Genomic DNA, 21143 nt, shown 5'->3' with positions numbered 1-21143 from the left:
GAGGAGAGGTTGTATGAATACGAACACAGCTGCAAAAATTATTTTTCCAACTAAAGTAATTAAAAGAGATGGTAGACTTCAGGATTTTGAACCCGCGAAGATAACTGATGCTATAAACAAGGCTTTTTCTGTAAGTGGTGAAGGTAACTATAGTGATGCACTTATGCTTACTCATAAAGTATTAGAAAATATAAACATCCAGATGATAAACACCGAAATAAAAACACCTACCATAGATGAAATACAAGATATAGTAGAAGATACACTAATTAAGTCAAATCTTTTAACTGCTGGAAAAGAGTATGTTGCCTATAGAAGAAGAAGGGATAAAATCAGAGACTCTAGGGGTAGATTTATAAAAGAACTGACTGACATAGTAAATACCAAAGATACAGAAAATGCAAATATAAATGGCGATACTGCCATGGGTAAAATGTTACAAGCTGGATCCATAGCTGCTAAAAGATTATGTGATATAAGCTTAAAGAAGGAACATTTAGATGCTCATAATGAAGGTGATATACATATCCACGATATGAATTTCTTGCCTTTTGGTACAAAAACATGCTTGCAAATACCTATAAACAAGCTATTTACAAAGGGATTTAATACAGGGCATGGTTTTATAAGACCACCTAAAGATATAAAAACAGCAGCTGCTCTTGTGTGTATTGTCATGCAGGCAAACCAAAATGAACAACACGGAGGACAGTCTGTAAGTGCCCTTGATAGAGATCTAGCACCATATGTAGAGATGACCTTCAATAAACATGTAAAATTATTAAATGAACTAGAATACCAAAAAGATATCAGTGAAAAGGCTTGGGAACTAACTGAGAGGGATGTAAATCAAGCAATGCAAGGGATTGTATATAATCTTAACACCATGCAATCAAGGGCTGGGGCTCAAGTACCTTTTACAAGTATAAATTTTGGTCTAGACACATCGAGGGCTGGACGAGCTATTTCTAAATACTTACTATTAAATTTCGAAAAAGGTCTAGGAAAAGGCGAAACCCCTTTATTTCCAAATTTAATTTTTGCTATGGCTAAAGGGATAAATAAAGACCCCGAAGACCCAAACTATGATTTAAGGATGTTATCCCATAGAGTCTCTTGCACAAGACTATTCCCTAACTACTCCAACCAAGATTCCTCATTTAACGCACCTTTTTATAGGAGAGAAGAAAATCCACAAATAGTTGGTTATATGGGTTGTAGAACAAGGGTTATAGGAAATGTTGCTGGAGAAGAAGTTACAGATGGAAGAGGAAATCTATCATTTACTTCAATTAATCTTCCGAGGATAGCATTAGAAGCAGATGGTAATATAGATAAATTCTTTGATATACTAAAAGAACGATTTGTATTGGTGAAAAATCAACTACTTGAGAGGTATGATATTCAAAAAAATAAGAAAGTGAAAGAATTTCCCTTTTTATTAGGGCAAAAACTTTACCACGACTCAGATCATCTCTCAGCTGAAGATACAATAGAAGATGCCATAAAAAATGGTACTCTGTCCATAGGTTTTATAGGATTAGCTGAGACATTGTACGCACTGTTAGGTAAACACCATGGACAATGTGAAGAATCACAAAAATTAGGTCTTAAAATAGTAAGTTCAATGAATGATTGGTGTCAACTTGAATCACAAAAACATAAACTAAACTTTACTTTACTTGCCACCCCCGCTGAAGGCTTATCAAGTAGATTTGTTAATATTGACAAGGCTAAGTTTGGTGTTATTGAAGGTGTAACAGATAAAGAATGGTATACCAACTCATTCCATGTTCCAGTTGAGTTTAGTATAAGTGCCTATGAAAAGATAAAAATTGAGTCAGTCTACAATAAAGTTACACCCGCAGGTCATATAAACTATGTTGAACTAGAAAGTGCACCAATTGGTAACATAGAAGCATTTGAACAATTAGTAAATGCTGCCTTTGAAAGTGACTGTGGATACTTCAGTGTTAACTTCCCAGTGGACCAGTGTTTAGGTGACAGCTGTGACTATATAGGTATAATTAAAGAGGCTGGTTGTCCGAAATGTGGATCTAAAAGAGTAAGGAGAATCAGAAGGGTAACAGGGTACCTTGGTGTATATGAAGAATCTTTAGACGGAGAAAATACAACTTCATTCTTTAATAGCGGAAAATATAATGAAGCTAAGAACAGAGTTTCACATCTAAAAAAACTATAATTGTAGGGAGTAACCTATATGGTTACTCTTTTTTTGTATATTTTTTCCTGAATGTACAAACCATAAATACAAATTATTAAATTTTTAGAAAAAGGTGATTCAATTGAGGACTATGTGGAAGGGTGCAGTTAATTTTGGACTTATAAATGTACCCATTAAAATGTTTACTGCTACAGAAAGTAAAAATATTTCTTTTAAAAGTTTACATAAGGAGTGTCACACACCCATTAAACAAAAAAGGTTTTGTCAAAACTGTGATAAAGAGGTAGAGTACACAGATATTGTAAAGGGTTATGAATATCAAAAGGATAGTTATGTAATTATTGAGGATGAAGATTTAGAAGCTATACCGGGAGAAAAATCGAAAACCATTGACATAGTAGAGTTTGTTAAGTTAGAGCAAATTGATCCAGTTTACTTCGATAAATCTTATTACTTAGCTCCAGAAGATACTGGAAAAAAAGCTTACAAATTATTGGTTAGTGCTTTGGAACAAACTGGAAAGATAGCAATTGCAAAGGTTGTTATCAGATCTAGAGAGTCATTAGTTGCCCTAAGGATTTATGAAGAAATTCTTATAATGGAAACTATGCATTATCCTGATGAAATCAGAAAATCTAAGGAGGTACCAGGGGCGAACTATGATATAAATTTATCTGAAAACGAGGTTGCCATGGCTAAACAGCTTATAGAAGGGCTTGCCACTGACTTTGAACCGGAAAAATACACAGATAATTATAGAACACAGTTATTGGAAATTATTGAAAGTAAGGTACAAGGAAAAGAAATCACCCATGTAAAGGAAAAACCTAATACAGGAGTTATTGATTTAATGGAAGCTCTTCAGGCTAGTTTGGATATGGTTAAAAAGGAAAAAATTGAGGATGTTACAAGCAAATCAAAAAAAAGGAGTAAAAAGACAGGTTAATGATTAAAATTAATCCCATGGGCCCTAAACTAGCAGAATTTAAACATAAAAATGATGAAAGATTTTTCTATCAAATAAAATGGGATGGCGTTCGTATACTTGTTCACAAAGAAGGCACAAAAGTAACTCTAATTAATAAACATCAAAGGGACAAAACCTTACAGTTCCCAGAGCTACAAATACTTAAGGAAATTAAAGACGATTTTATAATTGATGGTGAGATGATGGTAGTAAAAGGTGAAAAGAATAGCTTTTCACAAATATTAAAAAGAAACTTAACTAAAGATCTAAATAAGATTAAAATGCTATCAAATAGAATTCCTGTCACATACGGTGTATTTGATATTCTATATTTGAATGGTGCATCACTAATGGACCATGAAATAGAAAAGCGCCTAGAAATACTTAACATTCTAGTTGAAGATAATTATAATTTTACGAATATCTTACATGTATGTAAGAACTTTGATGATGGGGTCAGTTTGTACGAGACCACAAATAAGTTAGAGTTAGAAGGTATAGTAGCTAAAAAAAGAGGTAGTAAGTATATTCAAGGGAAAAAAAGTTATGACTGGATTAAATATAAGCATAAGAGAGTAATAAAACCTTATATTGGGGGTATAATGGTTGAAAATCAAAGAGTAAAGTCATTAGCAGTGGGAGTAAGGGATGAACAAGATCATTTCTTATATATAGGTAATGTGGGCACTGGACTATCAGAGGATAATAAAAAAAAGATACTAGAAAAGTCCATTGATATAGTGAGACAACACTCTATTTTTAAAAATTTTGAAGATAAAAATCATATTTGGATAAATCCAGAAGTAAGATGTTACATAGAGTTTATGGAATGGACAGATGATTACACTTTGCGATCACCAGTTTTTAAATCCTTACTGGAGGACTAAATATGACACAAAAACTAACTATAAATGCTGTAGAGGTATCATTATCTAACTTAGAAAAAACTTATTGCCCAGAAGGAAACATAACAAAAAAGGATTGTATAAACTACTATATAAGAGTGTACCCATACATAAAAAGCCATCTTGAAAATAGGCCTATTTCCTTAACTAGGTACCCAAATGGGTTTAATATGCCTGGTTTTTATCAAAAGAATGCACCTCAAGGAAAACCCCACTGGGTAAAAACTATAGGTATTAAAAACATAGAAGATTACCCTCTGATAAATAATATGGAAACTTTTTTATGGCTTTGTAATTTAGGGACAATTGAGTTTCATCCATGGTTATCCAACATTAATTCAATTGAAAGTCCAGACTATGGAGTTTTTGATATTGACCCTATGGAAAAGTTTGGATTTAAAGAGGTTGTAGAGATAGCTCAGAAGATTCATGATGTTTTAGAGTTATTAAAGATACAAGGGTATCCCAAACTTTCTGGATCTACAGGAATGCAAATATTTGTCCCCCTAGACAATATATACACTTATAAAGAAGTAAGGGAATTTATTAGATTAGTTTATGTAATAGTTCATAATCAGCTGCCGTTGACCACAACGATGACACGGAAAGTAAATGATAGGGAAGGGAAAATATATTTGGATTACCTTCAAAATGCCAAGGGACAGACCATCGTAGCTCCCTATAGTATAAGACCAAAAAAAAATGCTCCTATTTCGGTGCCAGTAACGTGGGAAGATGTTTACAAAGAAAATCTAAGCGCTCAGAAATATAATATAAAAAATAGTATTGAAAAAATTGAATGTACCGCAGACCATTTTAAACAGGTCATCTTAAATAAACAAAATATAAACAAAGCATACAATATTCTGGAAAATATTATTCTATAAGCAGGATTTTAAAAATGCATATAGAAAATATATATAAAATTCACTTTTAAAGAAATATTTAAAAAATTAGACCGAAACGAGGGGGGAATATAAAGTCAGCATTAAAGCATTAACATACTTCATCATAAGGAGGAGATTGTCTTGAAAAAATACCCCATGAGCATGATTAGAAATATCGCTGTTATTTCCCATGGTGGGGCAGGGAAGACATCTGTGGCAGAAAGTATGTTGTACACTGCAGGAGCAATTACACGTTTAGGGAGAGTAGATGATGGAACAACAACCTTTGACTATGATCAAGATGAGATTAAAAGGCAGATTACAATTAACACTGCTTTAGCACCCTGTGAGTGGCAAAATCACAAAATTAACATTGTTGATACACCAGGGTATTTCGATTTTGTTGGAGAGGTTAAAGGAGCGCTTAGGATAGTAGATGGTACACTACTGGTTTTATGCGGAGCATCAGGTGTGGAAGTTGGTACAGAAGTTATGTATGATTACGCACAAGAGCAAGGTCTACCTAAAGTAGTATTTATAAATAAAATGGATAGGGAAAATGCTAATTTTTCTAAGACCTATGATCAATTAAGGGAAAAGTATGGATCAAAAATTGTACCCATGCAGATTCCTATAGGATCTGAAGCAAGTTTAAAGGGTGTTGTAGATGTTCTAAGGGAAGAAGCCTACATATACGAAAACGAGAATAAATTCAATAACGGGCAGATTCCAAAGGATTTACAAGATTTAGTACAAGAATATAAAGAAATAATTTATGAAGCAGTTGCGGAAAGTGATGATGAGCTTCTCATGAAGTACTTAGATGGAGAAGAGTTGACTAAAGAAGAAGTTGAACTAGGTTTAAGAAAAGGCGTAAAAGAAGGTAAAATTATTCCTGTCTTATGTGGAAGTGCCGTTAAAAATATTGGTATAGCTCAACTTATGGAATTTATAAACTTTGCCATGCCTTCTCCTGGAGAGCTTGGCACCATAAGAGCCACTCTAAATGAAAGAGAAGTGGAAATACGTACCGATGAAAAAGAGAAATTCTCTGCCTTAGTATTTAAGACCATGGCAGACCCTTATGTAGGAAAGCTTACATTCTTTAGGGTATACTCAGGAACTTTAAAATCGGATTCTATTATATATAATGCAACAAAAATGACTAGTGAGAGAATTGGTCAGTTGTTCCTTATGAAAGGAAAAAATCAGGAACCTGTAGACTTAGTTCAAGCGGGTGATATTGCTGCTGTGGCTAAGCTCCAAGAGACTTCAACAGGTGATACATTATGTGAAAAAGAAATGCAACTTAACCTTAGGCCTATTGACTTCCCAAGACCTGTTATTTCATTTGCAGTTGAGCCTAAATCTAAAAATGATGAAGAAAAAGTTGGTTCAGGACTGGCTAGATTTGTTGAAGAAGACCCTACCTTTAAAGTTGAAAGAAATACAGAAACTAAAGAAACAATTATTTCAGGAATGGGTGAACTACATCTAGAAATTATTGTAAATAGATTGGCGAAAAAATTTGGAGTTGATGTTGATTTAAAATCTCCTAAAATCCCTTATAAAGAAACCATAAAGGGAAAAGCAAAAGTAGAAGGAAAACATAAAAAGCAATCTGGAGGTAGAGGACAGTTTGGGCATGTTTGGATAGAATTCGAACCATTAACTAGGGGAGAAAATTTTGAATTTGTTGATAAGATATTTGGGGGAGCAGTACCAAGAAATTATATTCCAGCTGTAGAAAAAGGGCTTATTGAAGTTATGGAGGAAGGTGTCCTTGCTGGGTATCCAGTTGTTGATATAAAAGCAACATTGCTAGATGGTTCGTATCATAACGTGGATTCATCAGAAATGGCCTTTAAAATAGCTGCATCCTTAGCTTTCAAAAAAGCAATGCAGCAGGCACAAGCTGTTTTGCTTGAACCAATTATGAATGTAGAGGTATTAGTACAAGATAATTTCATGGGTGATATAATGGGAGATATGAACTCAAGAAGGGGAAGAATAATGGGAATGGAGCCCTTAGAAGGAGGGCTACAAAAAGTAAAAGCCCAGGTTCCACTGGCTGAGATGTATAAATACTCTATTGATTTAAGGTCTATGACACAAGGTAGAGGTTCTTTTACAATGGAGTACTCACACTATGAAGAAGTTCCAGCACACATACAAGAGCAAATAGTTAAAGAAGCACAAAAAGAAAAAGAGCTAGCACAAAAATAGATAGATAACAGCCGGATACTTTCGTTCGGCTGTTATTTATTGTTTAATAGTTTAACTGATTATGTGTACTCATATAAATCCTTTTTTGGTATAATAAAATTAATTGTATAGTTAGCTGACAATATCCATGTTTGGCAAAATGGATAGGAAATTATAGGGGGGTGTAGTATGGAAACTAAATACTTAGCTTTACCAGGTCCAACATATGTTGAGCCCGACGTTTTATTGGAAATGTCAAAGCCCATATTTAACCACAGGAACTCAAAGTTTAAAGAACTACTGATTGATGTCACAGAAAAAACCAAAAAACTATTAATGACAGAAAATGAAGTTTTCTTTTTAACCTCATCAGGGACTGGAGCTATGGAATGTGCTGTAGTAAACTGTTTTTCAAGAGGAGATAAAGTTCTTGCTTTAATAAACGGTTCTTTTGGTCAACGATTCGCCGATATAGCTAAGCAATATGAAGTGGAAGTAATCGAACATCATGGTACATGGGGAAAAGGGTTCGATCAAGAGAAAATCAAAGAAATAATAAATGAACATGGAGATAGCCTAAAAGGCATTACTATTGTACATTGTGAAACATCAACAGGTGTTTTAAATGATATTAAATCCATAAGCGAGTTAAGGGTATCAGAGGATACATTGCTACTTGTTGATGGAATAAGTTCAATAGGTGCCGAATCTGTAGAGACTGACCAGTGGGGAATAGATGTTATTTTGACAGGAAGTCAAAAAGTTCTTGCTCTACCGCCTGGCTTAGCTATTATTGCCTTTAGCCACAAAGCACTTTTAGCCTGCGAAAATAGTAAACTGCCAAAATATTACTGGGATATAAAGACCTACAGGAAATTCTATAAGGAAAAAAAGGAAACTCCCTACACACCAGCTATACCACTTTATACAGGGTTACTTAAACAACTGAAAGAATTAGAATCTAAGGGTTTTGAAAAAGAAATTGAAAAGCACAAGAATATATCTAATATGGTTAGAACAGCTATTAGAGCCATGGGATTAGAGCTATTAAATGATGACCATGTATCAGCAAACACAGTAACACCAATATTAGTGCCAGAAGGTATTGATTTGAAAGAAATGCGCACAATACTATTAAAGAAGTATGGTGTTGACGTAGCTGGAGGTCAAGGTAAATTAGAAGGTCAGATTTTTAGAATAGGTCACCTAGGCAATGTGGAACCTCTTTTTGTAATATCAGTCCTGGCAGCTTTAGAAATGACATTAAAAGAACTAGGGCATCCATTAGAAATAGGTACAGGAGTTAAAGCTGCACAGGAATTTTGGTTCGATGGAAAATAATACTTGCAATTAAAGTTTTCATATGGTAAAATTTTTAAAAATATCCATAGCACAATAATGTAATGAATAGTACCTAGTTATACCTATTCAGAGAGTCGGTGGATGCTGTGAACCGATTAGGGTAATTAGTGAATCCACTTTACTAGTGTATAGGTTGATTACCTTTATAAAATTATGAGAGGATCAGCTTTGCTGATCAATCAGGGTGGCAACGCGGTAACTCGTCCCTGACTAAGTACTTACTATTACTTGGTCAGGGTTTTTTTATTTTATAAAAACAAGGAGGAATAAAATTATGTTGGACCTAAAAGTATTAAGACAAAACCCAGAATATATCAAGGACAGTTTACAAAATAGAAAAGAAGATCCTTCAATTGTGGATCAAATATTAGAGTTAGATATTCAAAAGAGAGAAAATTTAACTGAAGTTGAATCCTTGAAGAGGTTAAGGAATGAAACTTCACAGGAAATTGCAAGACTAAAAAAAGCTAAAGAAGAATGTGAGGACAAAGTTCTAGAAATGAGGCAAGTGGGAGAAAAAATAAAAGAACTAGACGATACAATAAGGGATATAGATGAAAGAATAAGTGATATTGTATTGAGAATCCCCAATACCCCTCATGGGACAGTACCCGTTGGTAAAAGTGAAGACGACAATATAGAAGTGAAAAAGAATGGTGAACCAACCACATTCAATTTTGAACCAAAACCTCACTGGGATATTGCCACAGAGTTAGATATTTTAGATTTTGAAAGGGCCGGAAAAGTTACTGGATCAAGATTTACTTTTTACAAAGGTTTAGGAGCTAGACTAGAGAGAGCTTTAATAAATTTCATGCTTGATAACCATATTGAAAGGGGATATACAGAGCTTTTAACTCCACTAATGGTAAATAAAGATAGCATGACAGGAACAGGTCAATTACCAAAATTCGAAGAAGACGCGTTTTCTATTGAAAACAATGGTTATTACTTAATTCCAACTGCAGAAGTTCCTGTAACAAACTATCACAGAGATGAAATACTAGATGGAAAGTTACTGCCCATAATGTACACAGCATATTCAGCATGTTTTAGGGCGGAGGCTGGTGCACATGGTAGAGATACTAGGGGACTTATTAGGCAACATCAATTTAACAAGGTGGAACTTGTTAAATTCGTTAATCCTGATAATTCCTATGAAGAGTTAGAAAAATTATTATTAGACAGCGAGAACATATTAAGAAAATTAGGTCTTCCATATAGAGTGGTCAACCTATGTACAGGGGATATTGGTTTTTCTGCAGCCAAAACCTATGATATCGAAGTATGGCTACCTAGCTTTAATACCTATAGAGAAATATCTTCTTGTAGTAATTTTGAAGATTTCCAAGCTAGAAGAGCAAATATTAAATTCAGACCAGCACCTAAAGAAAAAGCTCAACTAGTTCACACCCTAAATGGCTCAGGATTAGCAGTAGGTAGAACTGTTGCTGCAATTTTGGAGAATTATCAATTGGAAGATGGCACAGTAGCCATACCAAAAGCACTACACCCATACATGGGCGGATTAGAAAAAATTACAAAAGGAAATTAGTTGACATAACTAAGAAAATATTATATATTTATATGGCACGAGACATTTAAATCACAGCAAAAAATGATTAAATAATAAAACTAAAAAATATGTTGACATAAGAAAAAACATATGATATACTACTAAATGTGTCGTAGATGGAGGGGTGTCCGAGCGGTTTAAGGAGCTGGTCTTGAAAACCAGTGACTCGAGAGGGCCGTGGGTTCGAATCCCACCCCCTCCGCCATTTTATTTTTAAAGTTAAAACCATATATGGAGAGATGCCCGAGTCGGCCGAAGGGGGTCGCCTGCTAAGCGATTAAGCGAGCTAATACTCGCTTCGAGGGTTCGAATCCCTCTCTCTCCGCCATTTAATTTGTGCCCGTAGCTCAGCTGGATAGAGTGTTTGACTACGAATCAAAAGGTCCCAGGTTCGAATCCTGGCGGGCACGCCATTTTATAAAACAACCTGATTTGGTTTTAAAAACCAAATTTTTTTTATCCACATTTGACATGTATAATTAGATTAGTATTTACATTGACAAAGTGCAATGTAATATATATAATAAATGTTGTATCTCTTACGGGCGCCCGTAGCTCAGGGGATAGAGCAGTGGTTTCCTAAACCACGTGTCGGAGGTTCAAGTCCTTCTGGGCGCACCATTATAAATAAGGGGACACGCCATGGATAAGTTCATGCAAGTCGCTATTGAGCAAGCCCGAAAAGCAAGTGAATTGGGCGAGGTGCCTATTGGTGCTGTGATAGAAAGAAACAATGAAATAATTTCAGTGGCTCACAACTTAAGGGAGACAGTTAAGGATCCCACTGCCCATGCTGAAATTATTGCAATTAGAAGGGCTGCAAATAAGCTTCAAGGATGGCGGTTATTGGATTGTAACTTATACGTAACTGTTGAACCTTGTTCTATGTGTTGCTCAGCTATCATACAAGCTCGATTATCAAAGGTTATTTTTAGTATAAGAGAGCCAAAAACAGGAGCTATAGTTTCTCGTTTAGACTTACCTGGGATTCTTGGAGTAAACTTAAGTTTTGAAGAGGGGTTACTAGGGGACCAAAGTCGAGAGTTAATGAATGAATTCTTTAATAAAATAAGAAGCAAATAATATGGAGAGATGGCTGAGTGGTCGAAGGCGCTCGCCTGGAAAGCGAGTAGATGGGGTCAACTTGTCTCGAGGGTTCAAATCCCTCTCTCTCCGCCATAAAAAACGCTAATTTTGGCCGTGCTAGATGGGGAGGTAGCGGTGCCCTGTACCTGCAACCCGCTATAGCAGGATTGAGTTCCTATTTTGAGGCCTATGCTTTTGTAGGGCTGGCTTAAGTAAGTGGTGACGACGATTGGGTCCTGCGCAATAGCACGCTATGAATTCCGTCAGGTCCGGAAGGAAGCAGCGGTAAGTAGTTGCTGTTATGTGCCGCGGGGAAGCCTGATCCGAGCTAACTGCTTGGGTATCGCCTATGAACTTAGGTCGAAGGTAGGGCGCGGCCTTAAATATTTAAAAACACCTTTATAGGTGTTTTTTTAATATAAAATTTTACTGTGAGGTTTATTTCGTAATATGCATTTTCATAAAAACATTGCAAAAGAAAAAAGGGATTTGTATAATAGTATGATAAGGGGTGATAAATTTGGAATATAAGGCACTCTATAGAAAATTGAGACCAAAGGATTTTTCAGAGGGTTACGTAGCTCAACAGCATATAAGGACAACTCTGCAAAATAGCCTATCAAACAATAAAGTTGCTCATGCTTATCTTTTTTCTGGTCCAAGGGGTACAGGTAAAACAAGTACTGCAAAAATATTTGCTAAGGCTGTAAACTGTGTTAATGGGCCAACTGCTGATCCCTGTAATACGTGCAAAATTTGCACAAAAATTAATGAAAATAGCTCTTTGGATGTGCTAGAAATAGATGCTGCATCAAATAGAGGTATAGATGAAATTCGTGAACTTAGGGATAGGGTGAACTATGCGCCTTCTGAGGCCCGTTATAAGGTTTACATTATAGATGAAGTACATATGTTAACAACGGAAGCATTTAATGCTTTGTTAAAAACTCTAGAAGAGCCTCCGTCTCACGTTATATTTATACTAGCTACAACAGAGCCCCATAAACTACCTGCCACTATACTATCCCGCTGCCAACGCTTTGATTTCAGGCGTTTTACAAATAGTGAAATAGCTGAGTATTTAATAAAAATATGTGAACAAAATAATATTATTATTGATAAAATGGCATCAGAATTACTAGCCAACAAAGCTGATGGGAGTATGAGGGATGCACTAAGTCTGTTGGATCAAATGTTTGTATATGGCCAGGGTGAAATTAGTACTCAGCTAGTTCTTGATGTTATGGGTACCTTGTCACCTATAACAATAAAAGAGCTTAGTGAGTATATACTAAATAAAGACTTAGATAAAGCTTTAGAGCTTGTGAATATAGTTATAGAAGAGGGTAAAGATATTAGAAGTTTTCTTCAAGATATAGTTGAAAGCTTAAGAAATACAATGTTTGACTATATAAAGGAAAAAAGAGATACAGATACATCTGTACAAGAATTAATAAAGATAATTGGTATATTGATAGAAGGTGAAAAAGAAATTAGAGCATCATCTCATCCCAAAATTATTTTGGAAACAATGATTATTAAAACCATGGAAAGTGAAGATAGAAAGATTGCTCAATTGGAAAAGAGAATTGAAGAACTAGAAGCAAAAATCGTACAAGGAACTATAAATCTTAACTCACTTTCTTATAAACAAGAGAATACAGATAATATTAAAGATGTTAACGTTGTATCCGTTAATAATAGTAAATTGGGTATAGAAAGTATTAAGAAGAATTGGGATAGGGTTTTGTTTTCTGTGAAAAAAGAAAGTGTTTCTACTCATGCTTGGTTAAAAGAGGGTGTTATTAATAAGCTAGAAGGTAACCAACTTGAAATTTTATATGATGAGAAATTTTTGTTGCACAGGGAAAATATAATGAAAGATAGTCACAGGGATCTAATTCAAAAAACAATATTTGAAACCACTGGCGTAGAGGTTAATATTGTTGCCATAACTAAGGACACTAAAAAACAGACAGGTAAACAATCAACAAACAAAAAGGATAATCTTATAACCATTGCTGAACAGTTGTTTGGTGAAGATAAAGTAGAAGTAAAAGATTAAAAATTGGAGGGATATTTATGTTTGGAGGAAATATGCAAAAGGCTATGAAACAAATGCAAAAAATGCAATCAGACATGGCAAAAATGCAAGATGAGTTAAAAGATAGGTTGGTTGAAGGTTCTGCAGGTGGAGGGGTAGTAAAAGCTGTAGTAAACGGGCATAAGGAAGTTAAAGAAGTTATAATAAGCCCTGCTGCCGTAGACCCTGAGGATGTTGAAATGCTACAAGATTTAGTAGTTGCTGCAGTTAATGAGGCTTTGAGAACTGCGGAAAAAATGATGGAAGACGAAATGAAAAAAATAACAGGTGGTATGAAATTGCCTCCAGGACTTTTTTAAATGGCAGGTCAGTCAGTTTACTTAAATGAACTAGTAGAAACACTGCAGTTACTGCCTGGTATTGGTAGGAAGAGTGCTCAAAGGCTGGCCTTCCATATTCTGAAAATGCCCCATGAAGAAGTTTCTAAATTGAGTCGTGCTTTAGTTGATGCAAAAGAAAAGATTAAAGAGTGCGAAATATGTGGAAATCTATCTGATGAATCAATATGTACCGTCTGTAATGATGAAAGAAGAGATAAAGAGATTCTATGTGTTGTTCAAGATGCCAAAGATATCGGGATAATGGAGAGGATGGGCGATTTTTCAGGTTATTACCATGTATTAAAAGGATGTATTTCTCCTATGGAAGGAATAGGTCCTGAAGATCTAAATATAAAGTCCTTAATTACTAGGTTAGGCAGTGGTGTTATTAATGAAATAATAATTGCTACAAACCCAACAATTGAAGGCGAAGCGACAGCAATGTATTTATCAAAGCTAATTAAGCCTATGGGAGTTAAAGTTACTAGAATAGCCCATGGCTTACCAATAGGTGGAGACCTTGAATATGCAGATGAGGTTACATTATCTAGGGCCCTGCAAGGTCGGATAGAAATTTAAAATTTAATTGTATGAAAACCCTACTATGTGTCAATAATAGATTTCATGATACTTAGTGGGGTGATTTTTATGATAAAAAAACTAAGAAAATTTTTGGATGTTGTGCAAAGCTATTTTGAGTCAGATGAAAACGACGCCATACATACTAGCTCTAAAACCATGATTGAGCTAGTAGAAGAAGCAAAGAAAGAATGGTTAGCAGCTAAGGAGTACTTTAACAGTGTCAATGAGCCAGAGCTTATCGATTACGCTGTACACTCTATAAAAGCCACAGAAAAAAGATATAACTATTTGTTACGTGAATTAAAACAGATGGAGCTAAAAGAAATAAAATAGGTCATTTTTTATTTTTCCGTGAATAGATATTATAAAGCTAAGGCTTATATTGATCATCTATTTATCGGAGGTGTAGAAATGGGAGGAAATGAAGTTGTTTTAGCTTTTATGTTAGTAATGATATTGATTGCCATACTGCTAAGGCCACTATTATCTAAAATTAAAGGTTTGCATAGCTTTCTCTTACATGTAGTTACAGGTCTTATATTATTAATCATATTTAACAATTTCGGAGAGGGAGCAGGTTTATACTTACCTATAAACTTTGGGACCTTAGTCATTTCGGCCTTGCTAGGCCTACCAGGGGTTGTGCTTTTACTAATATTAAAGATTGTGCTGCTGAGGTAGCTAAGAGGGGCTTTGTAGCCCTTTTTTTTCTTGACCGTTTTTAACTGCTCTGTTATACTTTAAAGAGTACACTGTTATACAGTGTACGTAATAATAAATGCACCGATTTGACTGCACTGTTATACACTACAAAATACCCTGTAGTAGCACAGGAAACAGTTTTCAAATGTGTACTATTACATCTAGGAGGACTACATGAATAGAGTCGTAGAAGCATATGTAGGTGAATATGCCAGTGGAAAGAGTGAAAATGCTGTAAATAGAGCATTAGAACTAAAAAAACTGGGCAATGATAAAGTATCACTAGTTGATTTAGATACCGTAGAACCTTTTTATACATTGCGCGCCCTAAAGAGGAAGTTTAAGGAAGAGTACGATGTAGACGTTATTACTTGGGAAACCAGTGAAACAATAGGATTAGGAGAAGCTGGTTCTGTAATAAAACCTGAAATGCGATGGGTGCTTCGTAGAGAAGGCAACTTAGTCTTAGATATTGGTTATGGAGTGCATGGAGCTAAGATTCTAAATCTAATAGAAGGTGCCACAGAATCAGATGAGCTGAAAGTTTATGTTGTTTTAAATGCTCACAGGCCCATGACAAATACAGAGGAAGATATAATACAATACATTCAATCATTAGGTAAAATAGATGGAATAGTTAACAACCCTAACTTAGGTGATGATACAACAATCGATGCTATAAACGAAGGTACAAAAATTGTAGCAAGTGCAGCTGAGAAGCTTAATATACCAATAGTTTATACCGCAGTTGCTACTGAATTTTTAGATCACTTTAAAGATAAAGATATTATGGGAAACCCCATAAAAGAAATTAAGAGATTCATGCCTGATTCAATGTGGTAAATGGGCAAATGCCCTTTACAATATAGTTTGTTATAATTAATAGGAGGTGTTTTTCCATTATGGCGCAAAAGCCCATTCAAGGAGAGAAGAAAGTTTTTATGACCGGTAATGAGGTCTGCGCTTGGGCAGCACTAGCTGCAAAAGCTGACATCATGTATGGTTACCCAATCACACCACAAAATGAGATAATGCATTATTGGACAAGGTTAGCTCCTAAGTTCGACAGGAAATTCTTGCAGACTGAAGACGAGATTTCAGCTGGTTTCACTACTTTAGGTGGAACTTTAGCAGGTAAAAAATCTTTTTCAGCCACTGCCGGTCCAGGTAACACATTGTTCCAAGAGCCAATGTCAATGGCAGAAATGATGAGAATCCCTGCAGTTGTAGTTATTATGCAAAGGGGTGGCCCATCTACAGCAACAGTTATTTACTCACAACAGGAAGTTACTATGACCACATTCGGTGGTAATGGTGAGGGTTGGAGAGTAGTTTATTCAACAGCATCTCACCAAGAGCTATATGACTACACAATCAAATCATTCAACACTGCATGGAAATATAGATTCCCAACATTCGTTCTAGGTGATGGATACCAAGCGAAGATGAGAGAGTCTTTAACCATGTATGACCCAGAAGAAAGAGGAATTGAACTAGTAAAACCTGAAGCTACATTAGGACAACCTGGAATGCCAGGCGTTGATAGAGAGGTTCAATATCCAAGAAACACATATAACACTGAAGAAGAGCTTTACCAAAGAAATATGGAAATTGCTCGTGACTTCGAAGCAGCTGCTCCAGAAATTGTTGAACATGAACAGTTTAACTGTGAAGATGCAGATGTAGTAATTGTTGCTCATGGTGTTGTTACAAGGGCTGCACAAGCTGCTGTGGACCAATTAAGAAAAGACGGTCTTAAAGTAGGTCACTTTAGACCAATTACTCTTAGACCTTTCCCAGTAGAAGAGATGAGAGAAGCAGTTAAAAATGCTAAGAAAATCTTAGTTGTTGAGTCTGCATATGGCCAATTCACTAAGCAAGTAAAAGAATACTTGTATGGTATGACTACTGAGTTAGATACTTTACTAAAACCAGGTGTAGGTATTACATCTGACGAAATTATAAAACATATTAAAGGTTAATTCGGAAGGAGGTAAATATTATGCAACAACCATTAGTGCCAAAAAGTTGGAATATGGAAACAAAACCTCATAAATTTTGCCCTGGCTGTGGTCATGGTTTAGTACTTAAGGCTTTAGGTGAGGCGATTGACGAGTTAGGAATTCAAGAAAAAATCATTTTCGGCGTAGATATCGGATGTTCTCTATTAGCATGGGACTTCCTAAACTGTGATACAGTTCAATGTCACCACGGTAGAGCAACTCCTACTATCGTAGGTGTGGCAAGGGCTAGAGAAGAAATGATTGGAGTAGCTTATATGGGCGACGGTGGTGGATATGCTATCGGGTCAGGCCATTTAGTTAACGCTGCTGCTCGTAACGAAAAAATGTTTGTTCTTCTTGTAAACAACACAAACTATGGTATGACAGGTGGACAAATGTCTCCTACTACTCTTCCAGGCCAAAAGACTGAAACAAGTCCATACGGTAGAGATGTAGAACTTACAGGAAACCCAACTCAAGGACCAGAAATGGTAGCTGCTATTGCTCCAGAAGGTGCTTATGTAGCTAGAGGTACAGTTTCAAACGTACGTCAACTTAAAGGTTTCATTAAAAAAGCACTTCAAAACCAAGTTGAAAGAAACGGGTTTTCCTTTGTTGAAGCATTAGCAGGTTGTCCAACTAACTGGAGGACTAATGCTAAGGATACTTGGGCGTTTATTGAGAAAGATATGGCCCAATACTTTAAGGTTGGAGAATTAAAAGCTCCACAAAAAAAGGAGGACTAGGCCATGTCAAAACTTTATAAAATTGCATTAGCTGGTGAAGGTGGACAAGGTGTTCAATCTGTAGCTAACATTTTGGCAGAAGCTGCTAATGATGGCGGTAAAGAAGCTATTTATATCCCTAACTTCGGTGTTGAACAAAGGGGCGGTGTTTCTATAGCTTATGTTCAAATAGATGATAAAGTTATCGGATCACCTAAGTTTAAGACTGCTGATATAGTTGTTGCACTAAGTGATAGATCAATTGAAAGAACTAAAAGATATGTAGGACCAAACACAGTATTTATCTACGATAGTTCTACACTTCAAGCAGCTGAAATTGACGATCGTGCAATTGGTATTCAAGGAGTTGAGGCAGATCCTCGCTCTCAAAGACCTACTAGCCTAACAGATGATGAAGCAGAATTTACCGCTACATTGCCTACAAATGCTAAGGCTGTAATCGGAATTCCAGCAAATGATATTGCTAAAAACGAACTACACCCAAGGGTATTTAACATCATGATTTTAGGTGCTGTTATTAAGGCAACAGGTGTTTTACCTATCGAGAAAATAAAAGAAGCTATTGAGCTTAAACTTGGTAGCAAATTCGATGCAAAGCCTGAATTAAGGGAATTGAACTTCAAGGCCCTTGAAAGAGGTATGAACCTAGTAGATAAGGTTCTTTAAGGGGAGGTGCACACAAATGGCAAAGGAATATAAATCAAGAGTTCAAGATGGTGCTAAGGCAAACTTTCACATGTTCTCAGAATTATGTAAAGGCTGTGGTCTTTGTATAGAAAAATGTCCAGTTAAAATCATTACTTGGTCTAAAGAGTTAGGTGTTTATGGTACACCAGCTGTAGAAACTACAGACCAAGATAAGTGCATTGCCTGTGGAATCTGTCAATCAGTATGTCCAGACTGCGCAATATTCATCGAAAAACATCCAAAGAAATAATCCTGAACCCTCGTTTCTAGCAAACGGGGGTTTTTAATTTGCCTGTGTCAAACAGGTTTAACTTTAATATTCAAACATTAAACATTAAACCTTAAACCTTAAACATTAAACCTTTGGACATCATCTTGCACCAACAAAACCCCACCAATTTACACCAAAAGCTATGGAAGTAGGGTCTTGATAAACCATTGCCACTAACTTCACTAAAAACCTCTACACTAACTGACACTAAAATTAATAAAATCTTTTGTGTAAGTTAGTGAAATTCTTGACCTATTTAATAGTGCCATTAGTGGCTAATGTTTTAAATTCATTATAATCCTCAAAAACTAACTCCAGAATTCCCGTAATCTCTATTTAAATTCCGCGTTAGGTTTTTTTGACCTTAATTTAATAAAATAAACCAATAATTTACATTGACCTAACAAGATAATTAATGATATAGTAATCTTCGTTGCTTAACACGAGCAACATTTTAATTTTCAAAATAAAAAATGCCTAAAGGTAACAATATAGAGCAAGCAACACTTTTGAAAAATAAAAAATAAAAAAGTATTGACAATATGAATAAAAAATGATAAGATAGTCTTTGTCGCCGAGAGGTGATGAAACAAAAAAGTAGCACGAGCTACTGACAGTTCTTTGAAAATTGAACAGCACTATACCATAAGAAATATAACTTGGTAAAAGTTAATTTCGAATTTGAGTTTAAAGTGATTAAAACCAGACGAAAGTCTGAAGTCAGTTAATTAAGTAGTTAGTGGACAGTAGATAGTTGGACAGGGCAACCTAACCAACTAACCAACTAGAAACTAACCAACTAATATAAACTTTTCAATTTAATGGAGAGTTTGATCCTGGCTCAGGACGAACGCTGGCGGCATGCCTCACACATGCAAGTCGAACGGAGTTAAGTAGAAAGCTTGCTTTTTACTTAACTTAGTGGCGGACGGGTGAGTAACACGTGGGCAACCTGCCCTACAGCTCGGGATACCATCGGGAAACTGATGTTAATACCGGATACGCTTCATGAATCGCATGGTTTATGGAGGAAAGATTTATCGCTGTAGGATGGGCCCGCGGTCCATTAGCTAGTTGGTAGGGTAACGGCCTACCAAGGCGACGATGGATAGCTGGTCTGAGAGGACGATCAGCCACACTGGGACTGAGACACGGCCCAGACTCCTACGGGAGGCAGCAGTGGGGAATATTGCGCAATGGGGGCAACCCTGACGCAGCAATGCCGCGTGAAGGATGAAGGCTTTCGAGTCGTAAACTTCTGTCTAGAGGGATGAATAATGACAGTACCTCTGGAGGAAGCCCCGGCTAACTACGTGCCAGCAGCCGCGGTAATACGTAGGGGGCAAGCGTTGTCCGGAATCACTGGGCGTAAAGCGCGCGTAGGTGGTCTAGTAAGTCAGATGTTAAAATGCGGGGCTCAACCCCGTAATGCATTTGAAACTGCTGGACTTGAGGACAGGAGAGGAAAGTGGAATTCCTAGTGTAGCGGTGAAATGCGTAGATATTAGGAGGAACACCAGTGGCGAAGGCGACTTTCTGGACTGTACCTGACACTGAGGTGCGAAAGCGTGGGGAGCAAACAGGATTAGATACCCTGGTAGTCCACGCCGTAAACGATGGGTACTAGGTGTAGGGGGTTTAGATACCCTCTGTGCCGCAGTTAACGCATTAAGTACCCCGCCTGGGGAGTACGATCGCAAGATTGAAACTCAAAGGAATTGACGGGGGCCCGCACAAGCAGCGGAGCATGTGGTTTAATTCGAAGCAACGCGAAGAACCTTACCAGGACTTGACATCCTCTGAAGCTATTAGAGATAATAGTGTCCCTTCGGGGCAGAGAGACAGGTGGTGCATGGTTGTCGTCAGCTCGTGTCGTGAGATGTTGGGTTAAGTCCCGCAACGAGCGCAACCCTTATCTTTAGTTGCCAGCAAGTAATGTTGGGCACTCTAGAGAGACTGCCGGTGATAAACCGGAGGAAGGTGGGGATGACGTCAAATCATCATGCCCCTTATGTCCTGGGCTACACACGTGCTACAATGGCCTGAACAACGGGAAGCGAAGGAGTGATCTGGAGCAAATCCCTTAAAACAGGTCTCAGTTCGGATTGTAGGCTGCAACTCGCCTACATGAAGTCGGAGTTGCTAGTAATCGCGGATCAGAATGTCGCGGTGAATGCGTTCCCGGGCCTTGTACACACCGCCCGTCACACCACGAAAGTTTACAACACCCGAAGCCGGTGGGCTAACCTTTTAGGAGGCAGCCGTCGAAGGTGGGGTAGATGATTGGGGTGAAGTCGTAACAAGGTAGCCGTATCGGAAGGTGCGGCTGGATCACCTCCTTTCTAAGGAGACACTGATATCACATTAAGTGATATCTACTTCTTAAGTATTACACAAAACAAAATCACAACTCAAATATGGTATATGCTGTTTAATTTTGAAAGAACTAAAGGCTAACTATGTTGGTCATTTTCTTTCTAACGATCTTTGAAAACTACACACGAAATTCAATAAGCAAAGGTTAGTTAACTATTAACTTAGTTAACGAAAAACAA

The 21143-nt window shown here is 36.6% G+C and carries 18 protein-coding genes, 5 tRNA genes, 1 rRNA gene, 1 other RNA gene and 1 other annotated feature; all 25 genes read left to right on the top strand.

The annotated features are described in order from the left end of the window. The first annotated feature begins 13 nt into the window (after nucleotides 1-13). The 25 genes from nrdD to HYG86_RS09390 all read left to right on the top strand — a co-directional run bounded on the left by nrdD (nucleotide 14) and on the right by HYG86_RS09390 (nucleotide 20930). Complete coding sequence (gene nrdD, locus HYG86_RS09510) at nucleotides 14-2203, top strand: anaerobic ribonucleoside-triphosphate reductase (RefSeq protein ID WP_213165355.1); 2190 nt, start codon at nucleotides 14-16, stop codon at nucleotides 2201-2203. 112 nt (nucleotides 2204-2315) lie between these two features. Beyond that, nucleotides 2316-3131: a non-homologous end joining protein Ku gene (ku, locus tag HYG86_RS09505; RefSeq protein WP_213165354.1), complete on the top strand. Its 816-nt coding sequence runs from the start codon at nucleotides 2316-2318 to the stop codon at nucleotides 3129-3131. Further along, nucleotides 3131-4039, top strand: coding sequence for an ATP-dependent DNA ligase (locus tag HYG86_RS09500; protein WP_213165353.1), 909 nt, complete (start codon nucleotides 3131-3133; stop codon nucleotides 4037-4039). Before ku ends, HYG86_RS09500 begins: the two co-directional genes overlap by 1 nt. Before the next feature lie 2 nt (nucleotides 4040-4041). Further along, nucleotides 4042-4944 (top strand): non-homologous end-joining DNA ligase, encoded by a 903-nt coding sequence (ligD, locus tag HYG86_RS09495; protein WP_213165352.1) that lies wholly within the window; start codon nucleotides 4042-4044, stop codon nucleotides 4942-4944. 141 nt (nucleotides 4945-5085) lie between these two features. After that, nucleotides 5086-7170 (top strand): elongation factor G, encoded by a 2085-nt coding sequence (fusA, locus tag HYG86_RS09490; RefSeq protein ID WP_425489220.1) that lies wholly within the window; start codon nucleotides 5086-5088, stop codon nucleotides 7168-7170. Between the two features lie 168 nt (nucleotides 7171-7338). Continuing rightward, nucleotides 7339-8490, top strand: a complete 1152-nt coding sequence (locus HYG86_RS09485; protein WP_213165351.1) for a pyridoxal-phosphate-dependent aminotransferase family protein — start codon at nucleotides 7339-7341, stop codon at nucleotides 8488-8490. Between the two features lie 53 nt (nucleotides 8491-8543). Further along, nucleotides 8544-8722, top strand: a binding site (T-box leader). Between the two features lie 63 nt (nucleotides 8723-8785). After that, nucleotides 8786-10066 (top strand): serine--tRNA ligase, encoded by a 1281-nt coding sequence (gene serS, locus HYG86_RS09480; RefSeq protein WP_213165350.1) that lies wholly within the window; start codon nucleotides 8786-8788, stop codon nucleotides 10064-10066. Between the two features lie 139 nt (nucleotides 10067-10205). After that, a tRNA-Ser gene (locus HYG86_RS09475) sits at nucleotides 10206-10292 on the top strand. 28 nt (nucleotides 10293-10320) lie between these two features. Further along, nucleotides 10321-10415: transfer RNA gene (locus tag HYG86_RS09470), tRNA-Ser, on the top strand. Nucleotides 10416-10423: 8 nt separating this feature from the next. Continuing rightward, nucleotides 10424-10500, top strand: a tRNA-Arg gene (locus HYG86_RS09465). A gap of 132 nt (nucleotides 10501-10632) precedes the next feature. Further along, nucleotides 10633-10708: transfer RNA gene (locus HYG86_RS09460), tRNA-Arg, on the top strand. A gap of 21 nt (nucleotides 10709-10729) precedes the next feature. Then, on the top strand, nucleotides 10730-11170 hold the full coding sequence (locus HYG86_RS09455; protein WP_213165349.1) for a nucleoside deaminase: 441 nt from the start codon (nucleotides 10730-10732) through the stop codon (nucleotides 11168-11170). A 3-nt stretch (nucleotides 11171-11173) separates the two neighbouring features. Continuing rightward, nucleotides 11174-11266, top strand: a tRNA-Ser gene (locus tag HYG86_RS09450). A gap of 19 nt (nucleotides 11267-11285) precedes the next feature. Next, nucleotides 11286-11550: signal recognition particle sRNA large type (gene ffs, locus HYG86_RS09445), an RNA gene on the top strand. A 143-nt stretch (nucleotides 11551-11693) separates the two neighbouring features. Further along, complete coding sequence (gene dnaX / locus HYG86_RS09440) at nucleotides 11694-13238, top strand: DNA polymerase III subunit gamma/tau (RefSeq protein WP_213165348.1); 1545 nt, start codon at nucleotides 11694-11696, stop codon at nucleotides 13236-13238. A 17-nt stretch (nucleotides 13239-13255) separates the two neighbouring features. Beyond that, nucleotides 13256-13576 (top strand): YbaB/EbfC family nucleoid-associated protein, encoded by a 321-nt coding sequence (locus tag HYG86_RS09435; RefSeq protein WP_213165347.1) that lies wholly within the window; start codon nucleotides 13256-13258, stop codon nucleotides 13574-13576. Further along, nucleotides 13577-14176, top strand: a complete 600-nt coding sequence (gene recR / locus HYG86_RS09430; protein ID WP_213165346.1) for a recombination mediator RecR — start codon at nucleotides 13577-13579, stop codon at nucleotides 14174-14176. A 69-nt stretch (nucleotides 14177-14245) separates the two neighbouring features. After that, nucleotides 14246-14512, top strand: a complete 267-nt coding sequence (locus tag HYG86_RS09425) for a DUF2508 family protein (protein WP_213165345.1) — start codon at nucleotides 14246-14248, stop codon at nucleotides 14510-14512. Between the two features lie 18 nt (nucleotides 14513-14530). Next, nucleotides 14531-14860, top strand: coding sequence for a pro-sigmaK processing inhibitor BofA family protein (locus HYG86_RS09420; protein ID WP_213165344.1), 330 nt, complete (start codon nucleotides 14531-14533; stop codon nucleotides 14858-14860). A 195-nt stretch (nucleotides 14861-15055) separates the two neighbouring features. Further along, nucleotides 15056-15724, top strand: coding sequence for a hypothetical protein (locus tag HYG86_RS09415; RefSeq protein ID WP_213165343.1), 669 nt, complete (start codon nucleotides 15056-15058; stop codon nucleotides 15722-15724). A gap of 59 nt (nucleotides 15725-15783) precedes the next feature. Continuing rightward, entirely contained in the window at nucleotides 15784-16863 is a 1080-nt protein-coding gene (locus HYG86_RS09410) for a transketolase C-terminal domain-containing protein (protein ID WP_213165342.1), read from the top strand. Between the two features lie 20 nt (nucleotides 16864-16883). Further along, nucleotides 16884-17630 carry a thiamine pyrophosphate-dependent enzyme gene (locus tag HYG86_RS09405; protein ID WP_213165341.1) on the top strand — a complete coding sequence of 249 codons (747 nt, stop codon included), beginning with the start codon at nucleotides 16884-16886 and terminating at the stop codon, nucleotides 17628-17630. A 3-nt stretch (nucleotides 17631-17633) separates the two neighbouring features. Further along, complete coding sequence (locus HYG86_RS09400; protein WP_213165340.1) at nucleotides 17634-18296, top strand: 2-oxoacid:ferredoxin oxidoreductase subunit gamma family protein; 663 nt, start codon at nucleotides 17634-17636, stop codon at nucleotides 18294-18296. A gap of 16 nt (nucleotides 18297-18312) precedes the next feature. Next, nucleotides 18313-18567 carry a 4Fe-4S dicluster domain-containing protein gene (locus HYG86_RS09395; protein WP_213165339.1) on the top strand — a complete coding sequence of 85 codons (255 nt, stop codon included), beginning with the start codon at nucleotides 18313-18315 and terminating at the stop codon, nucleotides 18565-18567. Between the two features lie 839 nt (nucleotides 18568-19406). Beyond that, a 16S ribosomal RNA gene (locus HYG86_RS09390) occupies nucleotides 19407-20930 on the top strand. Nucleotides 20931-21143: the final 213 nt, after the last annotated feature.

Origin of the sequence: Alkalicella caledoniensis (genome assembly GCF_014467015.1) — a bacterium.
GTDB classification, from domain to species: Bacteria; Bacillota; Proteinivoracia; order Proteinivoracales; family Proteinivoracaceae; genus Alkalicella; species Alkalicella caledoniensis.
The sequence above is the reverse complement of the archived record's forward strand: the minus strand, read 5'-3'. Positions and strand labels throughout refer to the sequence as shown.